This is a genomic window from Micromonospora sp. NPDC049240 (assembly GCF_040647835.1).
GTDB lineage: Bacteria > Actinomycetota > Actinomycetes > Mycobacteriales > Micromonosporaceae > Micromonospora.
Map to the genome: position 1 here is coordinate 88,816 of NZ_JBEZCX010000021.1, position 18,212 is coordinate 107,027.

Annotated in this window: 1 protein-coding gene (running past one end of the window); it reads left to right on the forward strand. The window is 76.7% G+C overall.

What is annotated here, in order from left to right; all coding sequences use genetic code 11:
- The first annotated feature begins 18 nt into the window (after window positions 1-18).
- Window positions 19-18,212, forward strand: partial view of a type I polyketide synthase gene (locus tag AB0B02_RS26740; RefSeq protein ID WP_357304743.1) — the 5' portion only. 11,440 nt of this gene lie beyond the right edge of the window; only the first 18,194 of its 29,634 coding nucleotides appear in the window; it begins with the start codon at window positions 19-21; the stop codon falls past the right edge of the window.

Genomic DNA, 18,212 nt, shown 5'->3' on the forward strand with positions numbered 1-18,212 from the left:
CCACGTACGGAGTAGATGATGTCCACGTCCGCAGACAAGGTCGTCGAGGCGCTTCGGGCCTCCCTCAAGGAGACCGGCCGGCTCAAGCAGCTCAACCAGCAGCTCACCGCCGCTGCCCGGGAGCCGATCGCGATCGTCGCGATGTCCTGCCGCTACCCGGGCGGGGTGTCCACCCCGGAGCAGTTGTGGGAGCTGGTGGACGCCGGCGGCGACGCGATCGCCGGCTTCCCCACCGACCGGGGCTGGGACCTGGCCAACCTCTACGACCCGTCCGCCGACCGGGTCGGCCGCTCCACCACCCAGCAGGGCGGCTTCCTCTACGACGCGGCCGGCTTCGACGCCGAGTTCTTCGGCATCAGCCCGCGTGAGGCGCTCGCCATGGACCCCCAGCAGCGGCTGCTGCTGGAAACCTCGTGGGAGGCGTTCGAGACCGCCGGCATCGCCCCCTCGTCGGTACGCGGGCAGAAGGTCGGCGTGTTCGTCGGCACCGCCGCCAACGGCTACGGCGTCGCCGCCGACGGCGGCGCGACCGACGCCGACGAGGGCTACCTGCTCACCGGCACCGTCACCAGCGTCGTCTCCGGGCGGATCGCGTACGCGCTGGGCCTGGAAGGGCCCGCCGTCACCGTGGACACCGCCTGCTCGTCGTCGCTTGTCGCGCTGCACCTGGCCGCGCAGGCGCTGCGGGCCGGCGAGTTCGACCTGGCGCTCGCCGGCGGCGTGACGGTGATGGCCAGCCCCAGCGCGTTCGTCGGCTTCTCCCGCCAGCGGGGTCTCGCCTCCGACGGGCGGTGCAAGTCGTTCGCCGCCGCCGCCGACGGCACCGGCTGGGCCGAGGGCGTCGGCCTGCTGCTCGTCGAACGGCTCGCCGACGCCCGCCGCAACGGCCACCCGGTGCTGGCGGTGCTGCGCGGCAGCGCCGTCAACCAGGACGGCGCGTCCAACGGGCTCACCGCCCCCAACGGCCCCTCCCAGCAGCGGGTCATCCGGCAGGCGCTCAGCAACGCCCGGCTGGACACCGGCGACGTGGACGCGGTCGAGGCGCACGGCACCGGCACCACGCTCGGCGACCCGATCGAGGCGCAGGCGCTGCTGGCCACGTACGGGCAGGACCGCGACGGCCGGGACCCGCTCTGGCTGGGCTCGATCAAGTCGAACCTGGGCCACAGCCAGTCCGCCGCCGGCGTCGCCGGCGTGATCAAGATGGTGCAGGCCATCCGGCACGGCCGGCTGCCCGCCACGCTGCACGTCGACACGCCGTCGCCGCACATCGACTGGTCCGCCGGCGCGGTGGAACTGCTCACCGAGGCCCGGAGCTGGCCGGCGGTGGACCGGCCGCGCCGCGCCGCGATCTCCTCGTTCGGCATCAGCGGCACCAACGCCCACGTCATCCTGGAACAGGTCGACCCGACGCCCGCCCCGGCGCCCGACACCGACCGGCCGCCCCTGGTCGCCGGCGCCGCCACCGTGTGGCCGCTCTCCGCCCGGTCCGCCGACGCGCTGCGCGAGCAGGCCGCCCGACTGGCCCGCCACGTCCGCGCGCACGCCGACCTCGACCCGGAGCGGCTGGCCTGGTCGCTGGTCACCACCCGGTCGGTGTTCGAGCACCGGGCCGCCGTGGTGGCCGCCGACCCCGAGCAGCTCCTCGCCGGCCTGGACGCGGTCGCCGCCGGCACCCCCGCCGCCACGGTCGTCACCGGCCAGGCCGGCGAGCCGGGGGAGGGACCGGTCTGGGTGTTCCCCGGCCAGGGCGCGCAGCACGCCGCCATGGCCGCCGAGCTGATCGGCGCCGCGCCGGTCTTCGACGAGGCGCTCGCCGAGTGCCAGGCCGAACTGGACCGCTGGCTCGACGTCGACGTGGTCGCCGTGCTCACCGGCGGCGACGACTCGTGGCTGACCCGCTCCGAGATCGCCCAGCCGGCGCTGTTCGCGGTCGGCGTGGCGCTGGCCCGGCTGTGGCGGCACGCCGGGATGAGCCCGCGCGCCGTGATCGGCCACTCCCAGGGCGAGATCGTCGCCGCCCACGTGGCCGGCGCGCTCACCCTCGCCGACGCGGCCCGGGTGCTGGCGCTGCGCCTGCGGGCGCTGGCCGACGTCGCCGGCACCGGCACCATGGCCGCCGTCGACCTGCCCGCCGCCGAACTCGCCGCCCGCCTGCCCGAGGGCGTCACCGTCTCGGTGGTCAACGGCCCCGCCACCACCGCCGTCGCCGGACCGCCGCAGGCCATCGCCGACCTGATCGCCACGCTTGTCGCCGACGGCGTACGGGCCCGGCCGGTGGCCGTCGACTACGCCTCGCACTCGCCGGCCGTGGCGCCGGTCGCCGACCGGCTCCGCACCGAACTGGCCGGCCTGACGCCGCGCCCCGGCGACGTGCCGATCATCTCCACGGTCACCGGCGACCGGCTCGACGGCACCCGCTTCGACGCCGACCACTGGGCCGACAACCTGCGCCTGCCGGTGCTGTTCGACACCGCCGTGCGGACCGCGATCGACGCCGGGCACACCGACTTCGTCGAGGTGTCCCCGCATCCGGTGCTCACCATGTCGGTCGCGGCCATCCTGGACGACACCGGCACCACCGGCCGCGCGCTGTCCACGCTGCGTCGCGGCGACGACGCCCGGCTGCGGCTGCTGACCAGCATCGCCCACGCCCACGCGCACGGCCTGCCGGTGGACCTGGCCCGGGTCCTCGCTCCCGCGCCGGTGCTCACCGGCCTGCCCACGTACGCGTTCCAGCGGCGGCGCTACTGGCCGGAGCGGATGGCGGCGACCGCCGCCGGTCCGGTCGGCCCGGACGTCGTCGACGTGGAGTTCTGGTCGGCTGTGGAACGCGCCGACGTCGCCGCGCTCACCGCCGGCGACGCCGACCCGGAGGTGCTCGCCCCGGCGCTGCCGCTGCTGTCGTCCTGGCGTCGCGCCCGGCTCCAGCGGGCCGTGCTGGACGGCTGGTCGTACCGGGTGGTGTGGCAGCCGGCCACCGCCGTCGCCACCCCGGCCGCCGCCGACCTGCTGGTGGTGTCGCCGGCCGGCGACGAGCGGGCGGACACCTGGCTGGCCGCGCTCGCCGCCGCGCTGCCCGACGGGTCGACGCTGCGTACGCTGCCCGTCGACCCGGTCCACGCCACCCGCGCCGAGCTGGCCGCGTCGCTCACCGACGAACCGACCGCGATCGTGTCGCTGCTCGGGCTCGCCGACGCCGACCACCCGGGCCACCCCGGCATCTCCACCGGCCTGGTCGCCACCACCCGGCTGGTGCAGGCCACCCAGGACGCCGACCGCACCGCCCCACTGTGGTGCGTCACCCAGGGCGGCGTGGGCACCGGCCCGGCCGAGCCGGTCACCAGCGCCGCCCAGGCCGCGCTCTGGGGCCTGGCCCGGGTGATCGGCCTGGAACACCCCCGGCAGTGGGGCGGCGTGCTCGACCTGCCCGCCGCGCCCGACGCCGCGACCTGGGCCGAGGTGGCCCGCGTCCTCACCGGCGGCGGTGACGAGGACCAGTACGCGGTCCGCCCGTACGGCACGTTCGTCCGCCGGCTGGCCCGCACCACCGCCCGCACCGCCGGGCAGCTCGCCGACTGGCAGCCGCGCGGCACCGTGCTGATCACCGGCGGCACCGGCGCGATCGGCGCCCAGGCCGCCCGCTGGCTGGCCGCCAACGGCGCCGAGCACCTGGTGCTCACCAGCCGCCGGGGGCTCGACGCCGCCGGGGCCCGCGAGCTGGCCGACGAGCTGACCGCCGACGGGGTACGGGTCAGCGTGGTCGCCTGCGACCTGGCCGACCGGGAGCAGGTCGCCGCGCTGGTCACCGGCCTGGACGACGTCGCGCCGCTGACCGCCGTGCTGCACGCCGCCGGCATCACCCGGCTCACCGCGCTCGTCGACACCGACCTGGACGTGTTCGACCACGTGATGGCCGGCAAGGTCGCCGGCGCCGCGTACCTCGACGAGCTGCTCGGCGACCGGCCGCTCGACGCGTTCGTGCTGTTCGCGTCCATCTCCGGCGTGTGGGGCAGCGGCGGCCAGGGCGCGTACGCGGCGGCGAACGCCTACCTGGACGCGCTCGCCGAGCAGCGCCGCGCCCGGGGACTGACCGCCACCTCGATCTCCTGGGGCGCCTGGGCCGAGGGCGGCATGGCCACCACCGAGGAGGCGCAGCGGCTGCTCAGCCGGCGCGGCCTCAACCCGATGCAGCCGGCCGCCGCACTGCTGGCCCTGCGCCGGGCCGTCGAGCACGGCGAGACCACGCTGGTCGTGGCCGACGTCGACTGGGCCCAGTTCGCGCCCGCGTACGCGTCCGCCCGGCCCCGGCCGCTGCTCGCCGACATCCCGGAGGCCCGGGACGCGCTGACCGAGCGGCCCGCCACCGCCGACGTCGACGACCGGGCCGGCGGACTGCGCCGGCAACTGCTCGACCTGCCCCGCGCCGACCGGGAACGCCGCCTCACCGACCTGGTCCGTGACCACGCCGCCGCGGTGCTCGGCCACGCCGGCAGCGACGCGGTACGCCCCCGGCGCGCGTTCCGCGACCTCGGCTTCGACTCGCTGACCGCGGTGGAGCTGCGTAACCAGCTCACCGCCGCCACCGGCCTGTCGCTGCCCACCACCGTCATCTTCGACTACCCCAGCCCGGCCGTGCTGGCCGGTCAGCTCGCCACGCTGCTGCGGCTGCCCGAAGCCGGCGACGCCCCCGCCGACGCCCCCGCCGGCCCGGCGACCGCCGACGAGTCGATCGCGATCGTCGGCATGAGCTGCCGCTACCCGGGCGGCGTCGCCGACCCGGACGGGCTGTGGGAGCTGGTCGCCGAGGGTCGCGACGGCATCACCGAGTTCCGCACCGACCGGGACTGGGACCTCGACCGGCTCTACGCCGACGACCCGGACGCCCCGGGCCGCTCGTTCACCCGCCACGGCGGGTTCATCGACCGGGCCACCGAGTTCGACCCGGACTTCTTCGGCATCAGCCCGCGCGAGGCGCTCGCCATGGACCCGCAGCAGCGGCTGCTGCTGGAAGCCACCTGGGCGGCGTTCGAGCAGGCGGCGCTCAACCCGGACACGCTGCACGGCACCGCCACCGGCGTGTTCGTGGGCGCGTCCCCGTCCGGCTACGGCGCCGGCGACGAGACCCGCGACCTGGACGGCTACCGGCTCACCGGTGGCGCGCACAGCGTCATCTCCGGCCGGGTCGCCTACACGTTCGGGCTGGAGGGCCCGGCGGTCACCGTGGACACCGCCTGCTCGTCGTCGCTCGTCGCGCTGCACCTGGCCGTGCAGTCGCTGCGCCAGGGCGAATGCGACCTGGCCCTGGCCGGCGGCGTGAACGTGCTGGTGACCCCCGGCGCGTTCGTCGAGTTCACCCGCCAGGGCGGGCTGGCCGCCGACGGCCGCTGCCGGTCGTTCGCCGCCGCCGCCGACGGCACCGGCTGGTCCGAGGGCGTGGGCGTGCTGGTGGTGGAGCGGCTCTCCGACGCCCGCCGCAACGGCCACCGGGTGCTCGCCGTCGTCCGGGGCTCCGCCGTCAACCAGGACGGCGCGTCGAACGGCCTCACCGCCCCGAACGGGCCGTCCCAGCAGCGCGTCATCCGGGCCGCGCTCACCGCCGCCGGGCTGACCACCGCCGACGTGGACGCCGTCGAGGCGCACGGCACCGCCACCACGCTCGGCGACCCGATCGAGGCGCAGGCGCTGCTGGCCACGTACGGGCAGGAGCGGGCCGGCGAGCCGCTGTGGCTGGGCTCGATCAAGTCGAACATCGGGCACAGCCAGGCCGCGGCCGGCGTCGCCGGGGTGATCAAGATGGTGCAGGCGCTACGGCACGGCGTGCTGCCCCGCACGCTGCACGTGGACGCGCCGACCCCGCACGTCGACTGGTCGGCCGGCGCGGTCGAGCTGCTCACCGAGGCCCGGCCGTGGCCGGCGGTGGACCGGCCCCGCCGGGCCGCGGTCTCCTCGTTCGGCGTCAGCGGCACCAACGCCCACGTCATCATCGAGCAACCGCCGGCCGTCGAGCCCGAGGTGACCGAACGGCCCGCGCCGCCGCCGCTGGTGCCGGTGCTGGTGTCGGCGCGCGGCGACGGCGGGCTGGCCCGGCAGGCCGCCCGCTGGGCCGACGCGTTCGCCGCGCCGGACCGCCCCGACCTGGCCGACGTGGGCCGCACGTCGCTGACCGCGCGGACCGCGCTGGAGCACCGGGCGGTGCTGCTCGCCGCCGACCACGACGAGCTGACCGCCGGGCTGCGCGCGCTCGCCGCCGGCACGGCGGCCGACAACCTGGTCACCGGCCGCGCCACCGACCGGGGCCCGGTCGCGGTGCTGTTCTCCGGGCAGGGCGCGCAGCGTGCCGGCATGGGTCGGGAGTTGTCCGAGGCGTTTCCGGTGTTCGCGTCCGCGTTGGACGAGGTGTGCGCGCAGCTTGATCCGCTGCTGCCGCAGCCGCTGAAGCCGGTGCTGTTCGGCGACGGTGATCTGCTGGACCAGACCCAGTTCACCCAGGCCGGGCTGTTCGCGGTCGAGGTGGCCCTGTTCCGGCTCGTCGAGTCGTTCGGGGTCACCCCGGACTTCGTGGGTGGGCACTCGATCGGTGAGGTGACCGCCGCGTATGTGGCGGGTGTGTTGTCGCTGCCGGACGCGTGCGCGCTGGTGGCGGCGCGGGGTCGGCTGATGCAGGCGCTGCCGGCCGGCGGCGGGATGCTGGCGGTCGCCGCGCCGGAGGTCGAGGTGGCCGCGTCGATCGGGGCGCACCCCGCGCTGGGGATCGCCGCGGTGAACGGGCCGTCGGCAACGGTGGTGTCCGGTGACCTCGTCGCGCTGGACGAGCTGGAACACGCCTGGCGGGAACGGGGTGTGCGGGTCCGCCGGTTGACGGTGTCGCACGCGTTCCACAGCCCGCTGATGGAGCCGATGCTTGCCGAGTTCCGCACGGTCCTCGACGGGTTGACGTTCGCCGCGCCGCTGCTTCCGGTCGTGTCGAACCTGACCGGTGCGCTGGCCGACCCGACCGAGATCACCACCGCCGACTACTGGGTGCGGCACGTGCGGGAGGCGGTCCGGTTCGCCGACGGCGTGAGCGCGCTGCGCGCCGCCGGGGTGGACACCTTCCTGGAGATCGGCCCGCGCAGCGTCCTCACCGCGCTGATCCGCGACACCGCCGACGACCCGACCGGGCTGGCCGTCGCCACCCAGCGCGCCGACCGGCCCGAGCCCCGCGCGCTGCTCACCGCGCTGGCGGAACTCTTCGCCGGCGGCGCGCACGTCGACTGGACCCCGCTGTTCGCCGGTGGCCCGGCCACCGCCGCCGACCTGCCCACCTACGCGTTCGGCGGCGACCGCTACTGGCTGCGCCCGGCCGGGCCCGCCGCCGACGTCACCGGCGCCGGCCTCGGTGCCGCCGGCCACCCGCTGCTCACCGCCGCCGTCCGGCTGGCCGGCGAGGACGCCGCCGTGCTCACCGGCCGGCTGTCCCTGTCGACCCAGCCGTGGCTCGCCGACCACGAGGTCGCCGGCGCGGTCCTCGTCCCCGGCACCGCGCTCGTCGAACTCGTGCTGCGCGCCGGCGAGGAGTTCGGCCCCTGCCGGGTCCGGGAGCTGACCGTCGCCGCGCCGCTGGTGCTGCCCGCCCGGGGCGGGGTGCGGGTGCAGGTCCGGGTCGGCCCCCGCGACCACGCCGGCTGGCGCACCGTCGCGGTGCACTCGCAGCCCGACGACGACCCCGACGGCGACTGGATCCGGCACGCCGAGGGCCTGCTCACCGCCGCCGCCCCCACCGACGGGGCCGGGCTCGGCGCGTGGCCCCCGCCGCACGCGGTCGAGACCGACCTCACCGGCTGGTACGACGCGCTCGCCGGCCACGGCATGACCTACGGGCCGGCGTTCCAGGGCCTGCGGCGGGCCTGGACGACCGGCGACGACACCGTCTACGCCGAGGTGACGCTGCCGTCCGCCGGTCCCGACCAGGTCGGCGGGTTCGGCGTGCACCCCGCGCTGCTCGACGCCGCGCTGCACCCCACCGCGCTGCTGCCCGGCGACGGCACCACCGGCCCGAAGGCGCCGTTCGCGTTCACCGGCGTCCAGGTGCACGCCGTCGGCGCCCAGACGCTGCGGGTCCGGCTCACCCGGGCCGGCACGGCGGTGCGGCTGCTCGCCGTCGACCCCACCGACCGGCCCGTCGTCACCGTCGACGCGCTGGTGCTGCGCGAGCTGACCGGCGTCACGCCGCCGGCCGCCACCCGCGCCGCCCGGTCGCTGTTCCGGGTCGCCTGGGCGGCCGAGGCGCTCACCCCGGCCACCCCGCCCGCCACGGCGGTGCTCGGCGCGCCGCTGCCCGCCCTGCCCGACGCCGCCGCCCACCCGGACGTGGCCGCGCTGGTCGCCGCCGGTGGCGTACCCCCGCTGGTGGTGCTGCCGGTGCCGCCGGCCGGGCCGACGCCGGACGCGGTCCGCGCCGCCACCACCGGCGTGCTCGCCGCGCTGCGCGCCTGGCTGACCGCCGACGCGACCGCCGACGCGCGGCTCGTCGTGACCACCCGCGACGCGATGCCGGCCACGCCCGACGACAGCGCCGCCGACCTGGCCGGCGCCGCCGTCTGGGGCCTGGTCCGCTCCGCCCAGTCCGAGCACCCCGGCCGGATCGTCCTGGCCGACCTGGACCGCGACCTCGACGCCGGCGTGCTGGCGCTGCTCGCGGCCGCCGCCGGTGACCCGGCCGCGGCGCAGCTCGCGGTCCGCGGCGACACCACCCACACCCCCCGACTGGTACGCGCCGACGCCCCACCCGCGACCGCCCCGGCCACCTACGACGGCACCGTCCTGGTCACCGGCGGCACCGGCGCGCTCGGCGCGGTGCTCGCCCGGCACCTGGTCACCGACCGGGGCGTCGACTCGCTGGCCCTGGTCAGCCGGCGCGGACCCGACGCCGACGGCGCGGCCGACCTGGTCGACGAGCTGACCGCGCTCGGCGCGCACGTCCGCGTGCTGGCCTGCGACGTCACCGACCGCGACGCGGTCGACCGGCTGGTCGCCGACCTCACCGGCGCCGGCCGGCTCGCCGGGGTGGTGCACACCGCCGGCGTGCTCGACGACGCCGTGATCACCGGCACCGACGCCGACCGGCTGGCCCGGGTGCTCGCCCCCAAGGTGGACGCCGCCTGGCACCTGCACGAGGCCACCGCCGGCCTCGACCTCGACCTGTTCGTCACCTACTCGTCGATCGCCGGCGTGCTCGGTTCCCCCGGCCAGGGCGCGTACGCCGCCGCGAACGCCTACCTCGACGCGCTCGCGGTCCACCGCCGTGCCCAGGGCCGGCCCGGGCACGCGCTGGCCTGGGGCATGTGGGACACCGACGGGATGGCCGCCGGCCTCGACGGCGCCGACCGTTCCCGGGTGGCCCGCGCCGGGCTCGGCGTGATCACCGAGGCGGTCGGCGTCGCGCTCTTCGACACCGCCGTCGCCTCCGACACCGCCGCGCTCGTGCCGGCCGTGCTGGACCTGCCGGCGCTGCGCGCCGCCGCCGGCGTACCCCCGATGTTGCGTGCCCTGGCCGGCGCGCCCGCCCGGCGGCAGGCCGGCGCGGCGGCCGACGGCTGGGCCGACCGGCTCGCCCGACTCACCGACGACGAGGCCCGCGCCGAGGTGGGCCTGCTGGTCCGGGGTCTGGTCGCGCAGGTGCTCGGCCACGGTGGCGCGGACGCGGTGCCGGCCGACCGGGCGTTCCAGGAACTGGGCTTCGACTCGCTGACCGCGGTGGACCTGCGCAACCGGGTCAACGCCGCCACCGGGCTGCGGCTGGCGTCCACGCTGGTTTTCGACTACCCGACCCCGGCCGCGCTCGCCGCGCACGTGCACGAGCAGCTCACCGGCGCCACCGCCGTGACCCGCGCCGACGCGGCGGCGGTCACCGGCGTGGACGAGCCGATCGCGATCGTCGGCATGGCCTGCCGCTATCCGGGCGGCATCGACAGCCCCGAGGCGCTGTGGGAGCTGCTGGCCGCCGACGGCGACGGCATCGGCGCGTTCCCCACCGACCGGGGCTGGGACCTGGACACGCTGTTCCACGACGATCCCGACCACCCGGGCACCTCGTACGCCCGGGAGGGCGGCTTCCTCGCCGGCGCGGCCGACTTCGACCCGGGCTTCTTCGGCATCAGCCCGCGTGAGGCGCTCGCCATGGACCCGCAGCAGCGGCTGCTGCTGGAGGCGTCCTGGGAGACGTTCGAGTCCGCCGGGGTCGACCCGGCCCGGCTGCGTGGCTCCCGCACCGGCGTGTTCGCCGGCCTGATGTACCACGACTACGCCGCCGGGTTGGGGGAGCTGCCGGAGGGCGTGGAGGGCTACCTCGGCACCGGCAACTCCGGCAGCGTCGTCTCCGGGCGGGTCGCCTACACGTTCGGGCTGGAGGGCCCGGCGGTCACCGTGGACACCGCCTGCTCGTCGTCGCTGGTCGCGCTGCACCTGGCGGTGCAGGCGCTGCGCTCGGGCGAGTGCGACCTGGCCCTGGCCGGCGGTGTGACGGTGATGGCCAACCCGGGCACGTTCATCGAGTTCTCCCGGCAGCGCGGTCTCGCCGCCGACGGCCGCTGCAAGTCGTTCGCCGCGTCGGCGGACGGCACCGGCTGGTCCGAGGGCGTCGGCGTGCTGCTGGTGCAGCGCCTGGCCGACGCCCGCCGCGACGGGCGGCGCATCCTCGCCGTGGTGGCCGGCACCGCCGTCAACCAGGACGGCGCGTCCAACGGCCTGACCGCGCCGAACGGCCCGTCGCAGCAACGCGTCATCCGGCAGGCCCTCGCGAACGCGCGGCTGACCACCGCCGACGTGGACGCGGTCGAGGCGCACGGCACCGGCACCACGCTCGGTGACCCGATCGAGGCGCAGGCGCTGCTCGCCACGTACGGGCAGGACCGGGCCGGCGAACCGCTCTGGCTGGGCTCGGTCAAGTCGAACCTGGGCCACACCCAGGCCGCGGCCGGCGCGGCCGGCATCATCAAGATGATCATGGCGATGCGGCACGGCGTGCTGCCCCGCACGCTGCACGTGGACGCGCCCTCCCCGCACATCGACTGGGACGCCGGCAACGTCTCCCTGCTCACCGAGGCCCGATCCTGGCCGCGGTCGCACCGGCCCCGCCGCGCCGCGGTCTCCTCGTTCGGGGTGAGCGGCACCAACGCGCACGTCATCATCGAGGCGCCGCCCGCCGAGCCGGCCCCCGTCGCCGCCGAGCCGCCCCGCGGACCCGCGCCGGTGCTGCTCTCCGCCCGCGACCCGGAGGCCCTCGCCGCGCAGGCCGAGCGCTGGGCCCGCCGGCTGGCCGCCGACACCGCCGTCCGGCCGGTCGACGTCGGCTGGTCGTCGGTCACCGGCCGGGCCGCCCTGGACCACCGCGCCGTCGTCGTCGCCACCGACCGCGACGACCTGCTCGCCGGGCTGCACGCGCTCGCCGCCGGCACGCCGGCCGGCACCGTGCACACCGGTACGGCGACCACCCGGGGCCGGCTCGCGATCCTCTTCTCCGGGCAGGGCGCGCAGCGCGCCGGCATGGGCCGCGAGCTGTCCGACGCGTTCGGTGTGTTCGCCGCCGCGCTGGACGAGGTGTGCGCGCAGCTCGACCCGCTGCTGCCGCAGCCGCTGAAGCCGGTGCTGTTCGACGCCGGGGATCTGCTGGACCAGACCCAGTTCACGCAGGCCGGGCTGTTCGCGGTCGAGGTGGCGTTGTTCCGGCTCGTCGAGTCGTTCGGCGTCACCCCGGACTTCGTCGGTGGCCACTCGATCGGCGAGGTCACCGCCGCGTACGTGGCGGGTGTGTTGTCGCTGCCGGACGCGTGCGCGCTTGTCGCCGCGCGGGGCCGGCTCATGCAGGCGCTGCCGGCCGGCGGCGGGATGCTGGCCGTCGCCGCGCCGGAGCGGGACGTCCTGGCGTCCCTCGACGGCACCCCCGAGCTGGGCGTCGCCGCCGTCAACGGGCCGTCGTCGGTGGTGGTGTCCGGGCCGCTCGACGCGCTGGACGAGGTCGAGCGCGGCTGGCGGGAACGGGGCGTCCGCACCCGCCGGCTGACCGTGTCGCACGCGTTCCACAGCCCGCTGATGGAACCGATGCTCGCCGAGTTCCGGGCCGTGCTCGACCGGTTGAGCTTCTCCGCGCCGCTGCTGCCGGTGGTGTCCAACCTGACCGGCGCGCTCGCCGACCCGGCCGACCTGACCCGCGCCGACTACTGGGTGCGGCACGTCCGCGACGCGGTCCGCTACGCCGACGGGATCACCGCGCTGCGCGACGCCGGCGCGGACACGTTCCTGGAGATCGGCCCGCAGAGCGTGCTCACGGCGCTGACCGGCGACATCCTGCCCGACGCGCTCGCGGTCGCCGGCCAACGACGGGACCGCGACGAGACCGCCGCCCTGCTGGCCGCGCTGGCCGACCTGCACGTGCACGGCGTCCCGGTCTCCTTCCCGCAGTGGTTCGCCGGCACCGGCGCGACCCGCGTCGACCTGCCCACGTACGCGTTCCGGCACCAGCGCTACTGGCTGCCCAGCGGCCGCCCCCGCGGCGGCGACGTCAGCGGCGCCGGGCTCGGCGACGCCGCCCACCCGCTGCTCGGCGCCGCCGTCACCGTGGCCGGCGCGGACCTGGTGGTGCTGACCGGCCGGCTGTCGCCGGCCACCCACCCGTGGCTCGCCGACCACGTGGTGGCCGGCGCCGTCCTGGTGCCCGGCACCGCGCTCACCGAACTGGCCGTCCGAGCCGGCGACGAGGCCGGCACCCCCCGGGTACGCGACCTCACGCTCACCGCGCCGCTGGTGCTGCCGGCGACCGGCGGCGTGCGGGTGCAGGTCAGCGTCGGCGCTCCCGACACCACCGGCGGCCGTCCCGTGGCCATCCACTCCCAGCCCGACGGCGACGTCGAGTGGACCGCGCACGCCGACGGCGTGCTGGAACCCGCGTCCACCGTCGAACCCACCGTCGATGCCTGGCCGCCCGCCGGGCTGACCGAGGTGGACCTCACCGACTGGTACCCGGCGCTGGCCGGACACGGCCTCACCTACGGGCCGGTGTTCCAGGGCCTGCGCCGGCTCTGGACCGGCGACGGCGAGGCGTACGCCGAGGTCTCGCTCGGCGACGACGCGGCCGGTGAGGCGTCCCGGTTCGGCGTCCACCCGGCGCTGCTGGACGCCGCGCTGCACCCGGTCGGGCTGCTGCTCGCCGGCGACGGCCCGCGCGTGCCGTTCACCGTCGAGGGCCTCCAGGTGCACGCCACCGGAGCCCGCGCCCTGCGGGTGCGGCTCACCCGCACCGGCACCACCGTCCGCCTGGTCGCCGTGGACACCGCCGGCGCGCCCGTGGTGTCGATCGACACGCTGGCGCTGCGGGAGCTGACCGGCACGGTCGTCCCGAACGTCGCGGCCCGGTCCCTGTACGCGCTCCACTGGCAGCCCGAGGACGTCACCCCGGCCGACTCGCCGTCCGGCTGGGCCGTACTCAGCACCGGTGCCGACCCGGCCGGGTCCGACATCGGGTTGCCGGCGTACCCGGGCGTCGCCGCGGCGGTCGAGGCGGACTCGCCGCCCTCGGCCCTGGTCCTGCCGCTGCCCGCCGCCGACCTGCCGACTCCGGACGCGGTGCGTGCGGTCACCACCGACGTGCTCGGCACCGTGCGGTCCTGGCTGGCCGCCGACGCGCTCGCCGGCACCCCGCTCGTGGTCCTCACCCGGGGCGCGGTCTCCGTCGGCGACGACGACCCGGTGACCGATCTGGCCGGTGCCGCCGTGTGGGGTCTGCTGCGCTCCGCGCAGTCCGAACACCCCGGCCGGATCGTGCTGGCCGACCTCGACGCCGATCCGGACGACCGGACGCTCGCCGTGCTCGCGTACGCGGTCACCGACCCGACCGGCGGTCAACTCGCGGTACGGGACGGCCGGGTGTTCGTGCCCCGCCTGGTCCGCGCCGCCTCGACGCCTGGCGATCCGGCCCCGGCCGACCCGGCGTCGGACGGTGCCGAGCGGGTGGTGCGGGACGGCACGGTGCTGGTGACCGGTGGCACCGGCGCGTTGGGCGCCCTGGTGGCGGAGCGCCTGGTGACCGGGCACGGGGTGCGGTCGCTGGTGTTGGTGTCGCGGCAGGGTCCGGCTGCGCCGGGCGCGGACGCGCTTGTCGAGCGGTTGTCGGGCCTGGGTGCGTCGGTGTCGGTGGTGGCGTGTGACGTGACCGATCGGGATCAGGTGTTCCGGTTGGTGTCGGGTGTGCCGGGCCGGTTGGCCGGGGTGGTGCACACCGCCGGCGTGCTGGACGACGGGGTGGTGTCGTCGATCAGCCCGGAGCGGCTGGCGGCGGTGCTGGCGCCGAAGGCCACGGCGGCGTGGTGGCTGCACGAGGCGACCCGCGACCGTGAGCTGGACCTGTTCGTGTTGTTCTCGTCCGTTGCCGGGGTGCTCGGCTCGCCGGGGCAGGCGGCCTACGCGGCGGGCAACGCGTTCCTGGACGCGCTGGCGGCGCGACGCCGGCAGGACGGACTGCCCGGAATCAGCCTGGCGTGGGGAATGTGGGACACCGCCGGGATGGCGGCGTCGTTGTCGGAGGGGGAACGGCAGCGGTCGGCGCGGGCCGGGTTGACGCCGATGAGCGTGGAGACCGGTCTGGACCTGTTCGACGCCGCGCTCGCCGAAGGCCGTCCGGTGCTCGTGCCGGCCGTCGTCGACGTACCGGCGCTGCGGTCCGCGCTCGGCGCCGGCCCGGTGCCGGCGGTGCTGCGTACCCTGGTCGGTCCGACCGCCACCCGACGGCAGGCCGGCGCGGGCGGCGACTGGGCCGACCGGCTCGCCGGCCTCGACCCGCAGGACGCCCGCGCCGAGGTGGACCTGCTGGTCCGGGGCCTGGTCGCGCAGGTTCTCGGCCACGCCGGGGCCGGCGCGGTGCCGGCCGACCGGGCGTTCCGGGAACTCGGGTTCGACTCGCTGACCGCGGTGGACCTGCGCAACCGGGTCAACGCGGCCACCGGGCTGCGGCTGCCGTCCACGCTGGTCTTCGACCACCCCAGCCCGGCGGCGCTCGCCGAGCACCTCTACGAGCAGGTCTCCGGCCGGATCAGCGCCCGCCGCGCGGCGGTGCGGGCGGTCGACACCGACGAGCCGATCGCCATCGTCGGCATGGCCTGCCGCTATCCCGGCGGCGTCGACAACCCGGAGCAGCTCTGGCAGCTCCTGTCCTCGGGGCGGGACGGCATCGTCGAGTTCCCCGCCGACCGGGGCTGGGACCTCGACACGCTCTACGACCCGGACCCCGACCACGCCGGCACCTCGTACGCCCGGCACGGCGGCTTCCTCGCCGGCGCCGCCGACTTCGACCCCGACTTCTTCGGCATCTCGCCCCGCGAGGCGGTCGCCATGGACCCGCAGCAGCGGCTGCTGCTGGAGGCGTCCTGGGAGAGCTTCGAGTCCGCCGGGGTGGACCCGGCCGGGTTGCGCGGCTCGCGTACCGGCGTGTTCGCCGGGGTCATGTACCACGACTACGCCTCCCGGCTGGCCGACCTGCCGCCGGACGCCGAGGGCTACGTCGGCACCGGCACCTCCGGCAGCGTGCTGTCCGGCCGGGTCGCGTACACGTTCGGGCTGGAGGGCCCGGCCGTCACCGTGGACACCGCGTGCTCGTCGTCGCTCGTCGCGCTGCACCTGGCCGGACAGGCGCTGCGCTCGGGCGAGTGCGACCTGGCGCTCGCCGGTGGCGTGACGGTGATGGCGACGCCGGGCACGTTCATCGAGTTCTCCCGCCAGCGTGGTCTGTCCCCGGACGGTCGCTGCAAGTCGTTCGCCGCGTCCGCCGACGGCACCGGCTGGTCCGAGGGCGTCGGTGTGCTGCTGGTGCAGCGGCTCGCCGACGCGCGCCGTGCGGGTCGGCGGATTCTGGCGGTGGTGCGGGGTACGGCGGTGAACCAGGACGGCGCGTCGAACGGGTTGACCGCGCCGAATGGTCCGTCGCAGCAGCGGGTGATCCGGCAGGCTCTGGCGAACGCGCGGTTGACCACGTCGGATGTGGACGCGGTGGAGGCGCACGGCACCGGCACCACGCTCGGTGACCCGATCGAGGCGCAGGCGTTGCTGGCCACGTACGGGCAGGACCGGGAGACGCCGTTGCTGCTCGGCTCGGTGAAGTCGAACCTGGGTCACACCCAGGCGGCGGCCGGGGTCGCCGGGATCATCAAGATGGTCCTCGCGATGCGGCACGGGGTGGTGCCGCCGACGCTGCACGTGGACGAGCCGTCGCCGCACGTCGACTGGTCGGCCGGGGCGGTGAGCCTGGCGACGGAGGCGACGCCGTGGCCGGTGGTGGACCGGCCGCGTCGGGCGGCGGTGTCGTCGTTCGGGATCTCCGGCACCAACGCGCACGTCATCCTGGAGCAGCCCATCGACGTCGTCGAGCCGGCGGGCGTCGGGGAGTCGACCGGTGGGCCGGTGCCGGTGCTGCTGTCGGCGCGTACCGACGCGGCGCTCGCCGCGCAGGCCGGCCGTTGGTCGGCCTGGTTGGCCGGCGACGAGACGCTCCGTCCGGTCGACGTCGGATGGTCGTCCGCCACCACCCGTACCCCGCTGGAGCAGCGCGCCGTGGTCACCGCCGCCGACCGGGACGGCCTGCTGGCCGGGCTGCGGGCGTTGGCGGCCGGTGAGCCGTCCGGCGCGGTGGTCGTCGGTGGTCGGGAGCGGCGGGATCGGCTGGCGGTGCTGTTCTCCGGGCAGGGCGCGCAGCGTGCCGGCATGGGTCGGGACCTGTACGACGCGTTCCCGGTGTTCGCCGCCGCGTTGGACGAGGTGTGCGCGCAGCTTGATCCGCTGTTGCCGCAGCCGTTGAAGCCGGTGCTGTTCGGTGACGCCGAGCTGTTGGACCAGACGCGGTTCACGCAGGCGGGCCTGTTCGCGGTCGAGGTGGCGTTGTTCCGCCTGGTCGAGTCGTTCGGCGTGATTCCGGACTTCGTGGGTGGGCACTCGATCGGTGAGGTGACCGCCGCGTACGTGGCGGGTGTGTTGTCGCTGGCGGACGCGTGTGCGCTGGTGGCGGCGCGGGGCCGGTTGATGCAGGCGTTGCCGGCCGGCGGCGGGATGCTGGCGGTCGCCGCCCCCGAGTCCGAGGTGGCCGCGTCGATCGCGGACCACACCGCTCTGGGGATCGCGGCCGTCAACGGCCCGTCGTCGACAGTGGTCTCCGGTGACCTGGACGCGCTCGACGAGGTCGACCGGGCGTGGCGGGACCGGGGGGTGCGGACGCGCCGGCTGACGGTGTCGCACGCGTTCCACAGCCCGCTGATGGAGCCGATGCTTGCCGAGTTCCGCACGGTCCTCGACGGGTTGACGTTCGCCGCGCCCCTGCTGCCGGTCGTGTCCAACGTGACAGGCGCGCTGGCGGCGGGCGACGACCTGCGCACGCCCGACTACTGGGTGCGGCACGTGCGGGAGGCGGTGCGGTTCGCCGACGGCGTGACCACGCTGCGGGCGGCCGGGGTGGACACGTTCCTGGAGATCGGCCCGCAGAGCGTGCTCACCGCGATGACCGCCGAGATCCTGCCGGACGACGAGACCGTGGTCGCGACCGCGGTGCAGCGCCGGGACCGGGACGAGGCGGACGCGTTGCTGGCCGGGCTGGCCGAGCTGCACGTGCACGGCGTCCGCGTCGACTGGACGCCCTGGTTCGCAGACACCGGCGCCACCCGCGTCGACCTGCCCACCTACGCGTTCGCGCACCGGCGCTACTGGCCGACGACCGGCCGCCGCCGGGGCGACGTGTCCGGGGCCGGGCTGAGCGACGCCGCGCACCCGCTGCTCGGCGCCACCGTCGACCTGGCCGGCGACGGCGAGGTGGTCCTCACCGGCCAGCTCTCCCTCGCCACCCACCCCTGGCTGGCCGACCACGCGGTGGCCGGCACCACGCTGCTGCCCGGCGCGGCGCTCGTCGAACTCGCCGTCCGGGCCGGCGACGAGGCCGGCGTGTCCCGGCTCCGCGAACTCACCGTCGCCACGCCGCTGGTCCTGCCGGACACCGGCCGCCTGCGCATCCAGGTACGCGTCGACGGCGTCGGCACCCGCCGCGCCGTCACCGTCCACTCCCGCCCCGACGACGACCCCGAGGCAGGCTGGACCCGGCACGCCGACGGCATCCTCGAACCGCCCACCGCCGACGAACCGGCCGTCGGGGCCTGGCCGCCGGTCGACACGACCGAGGTCGACCTGACCGGCTGGTACGACAC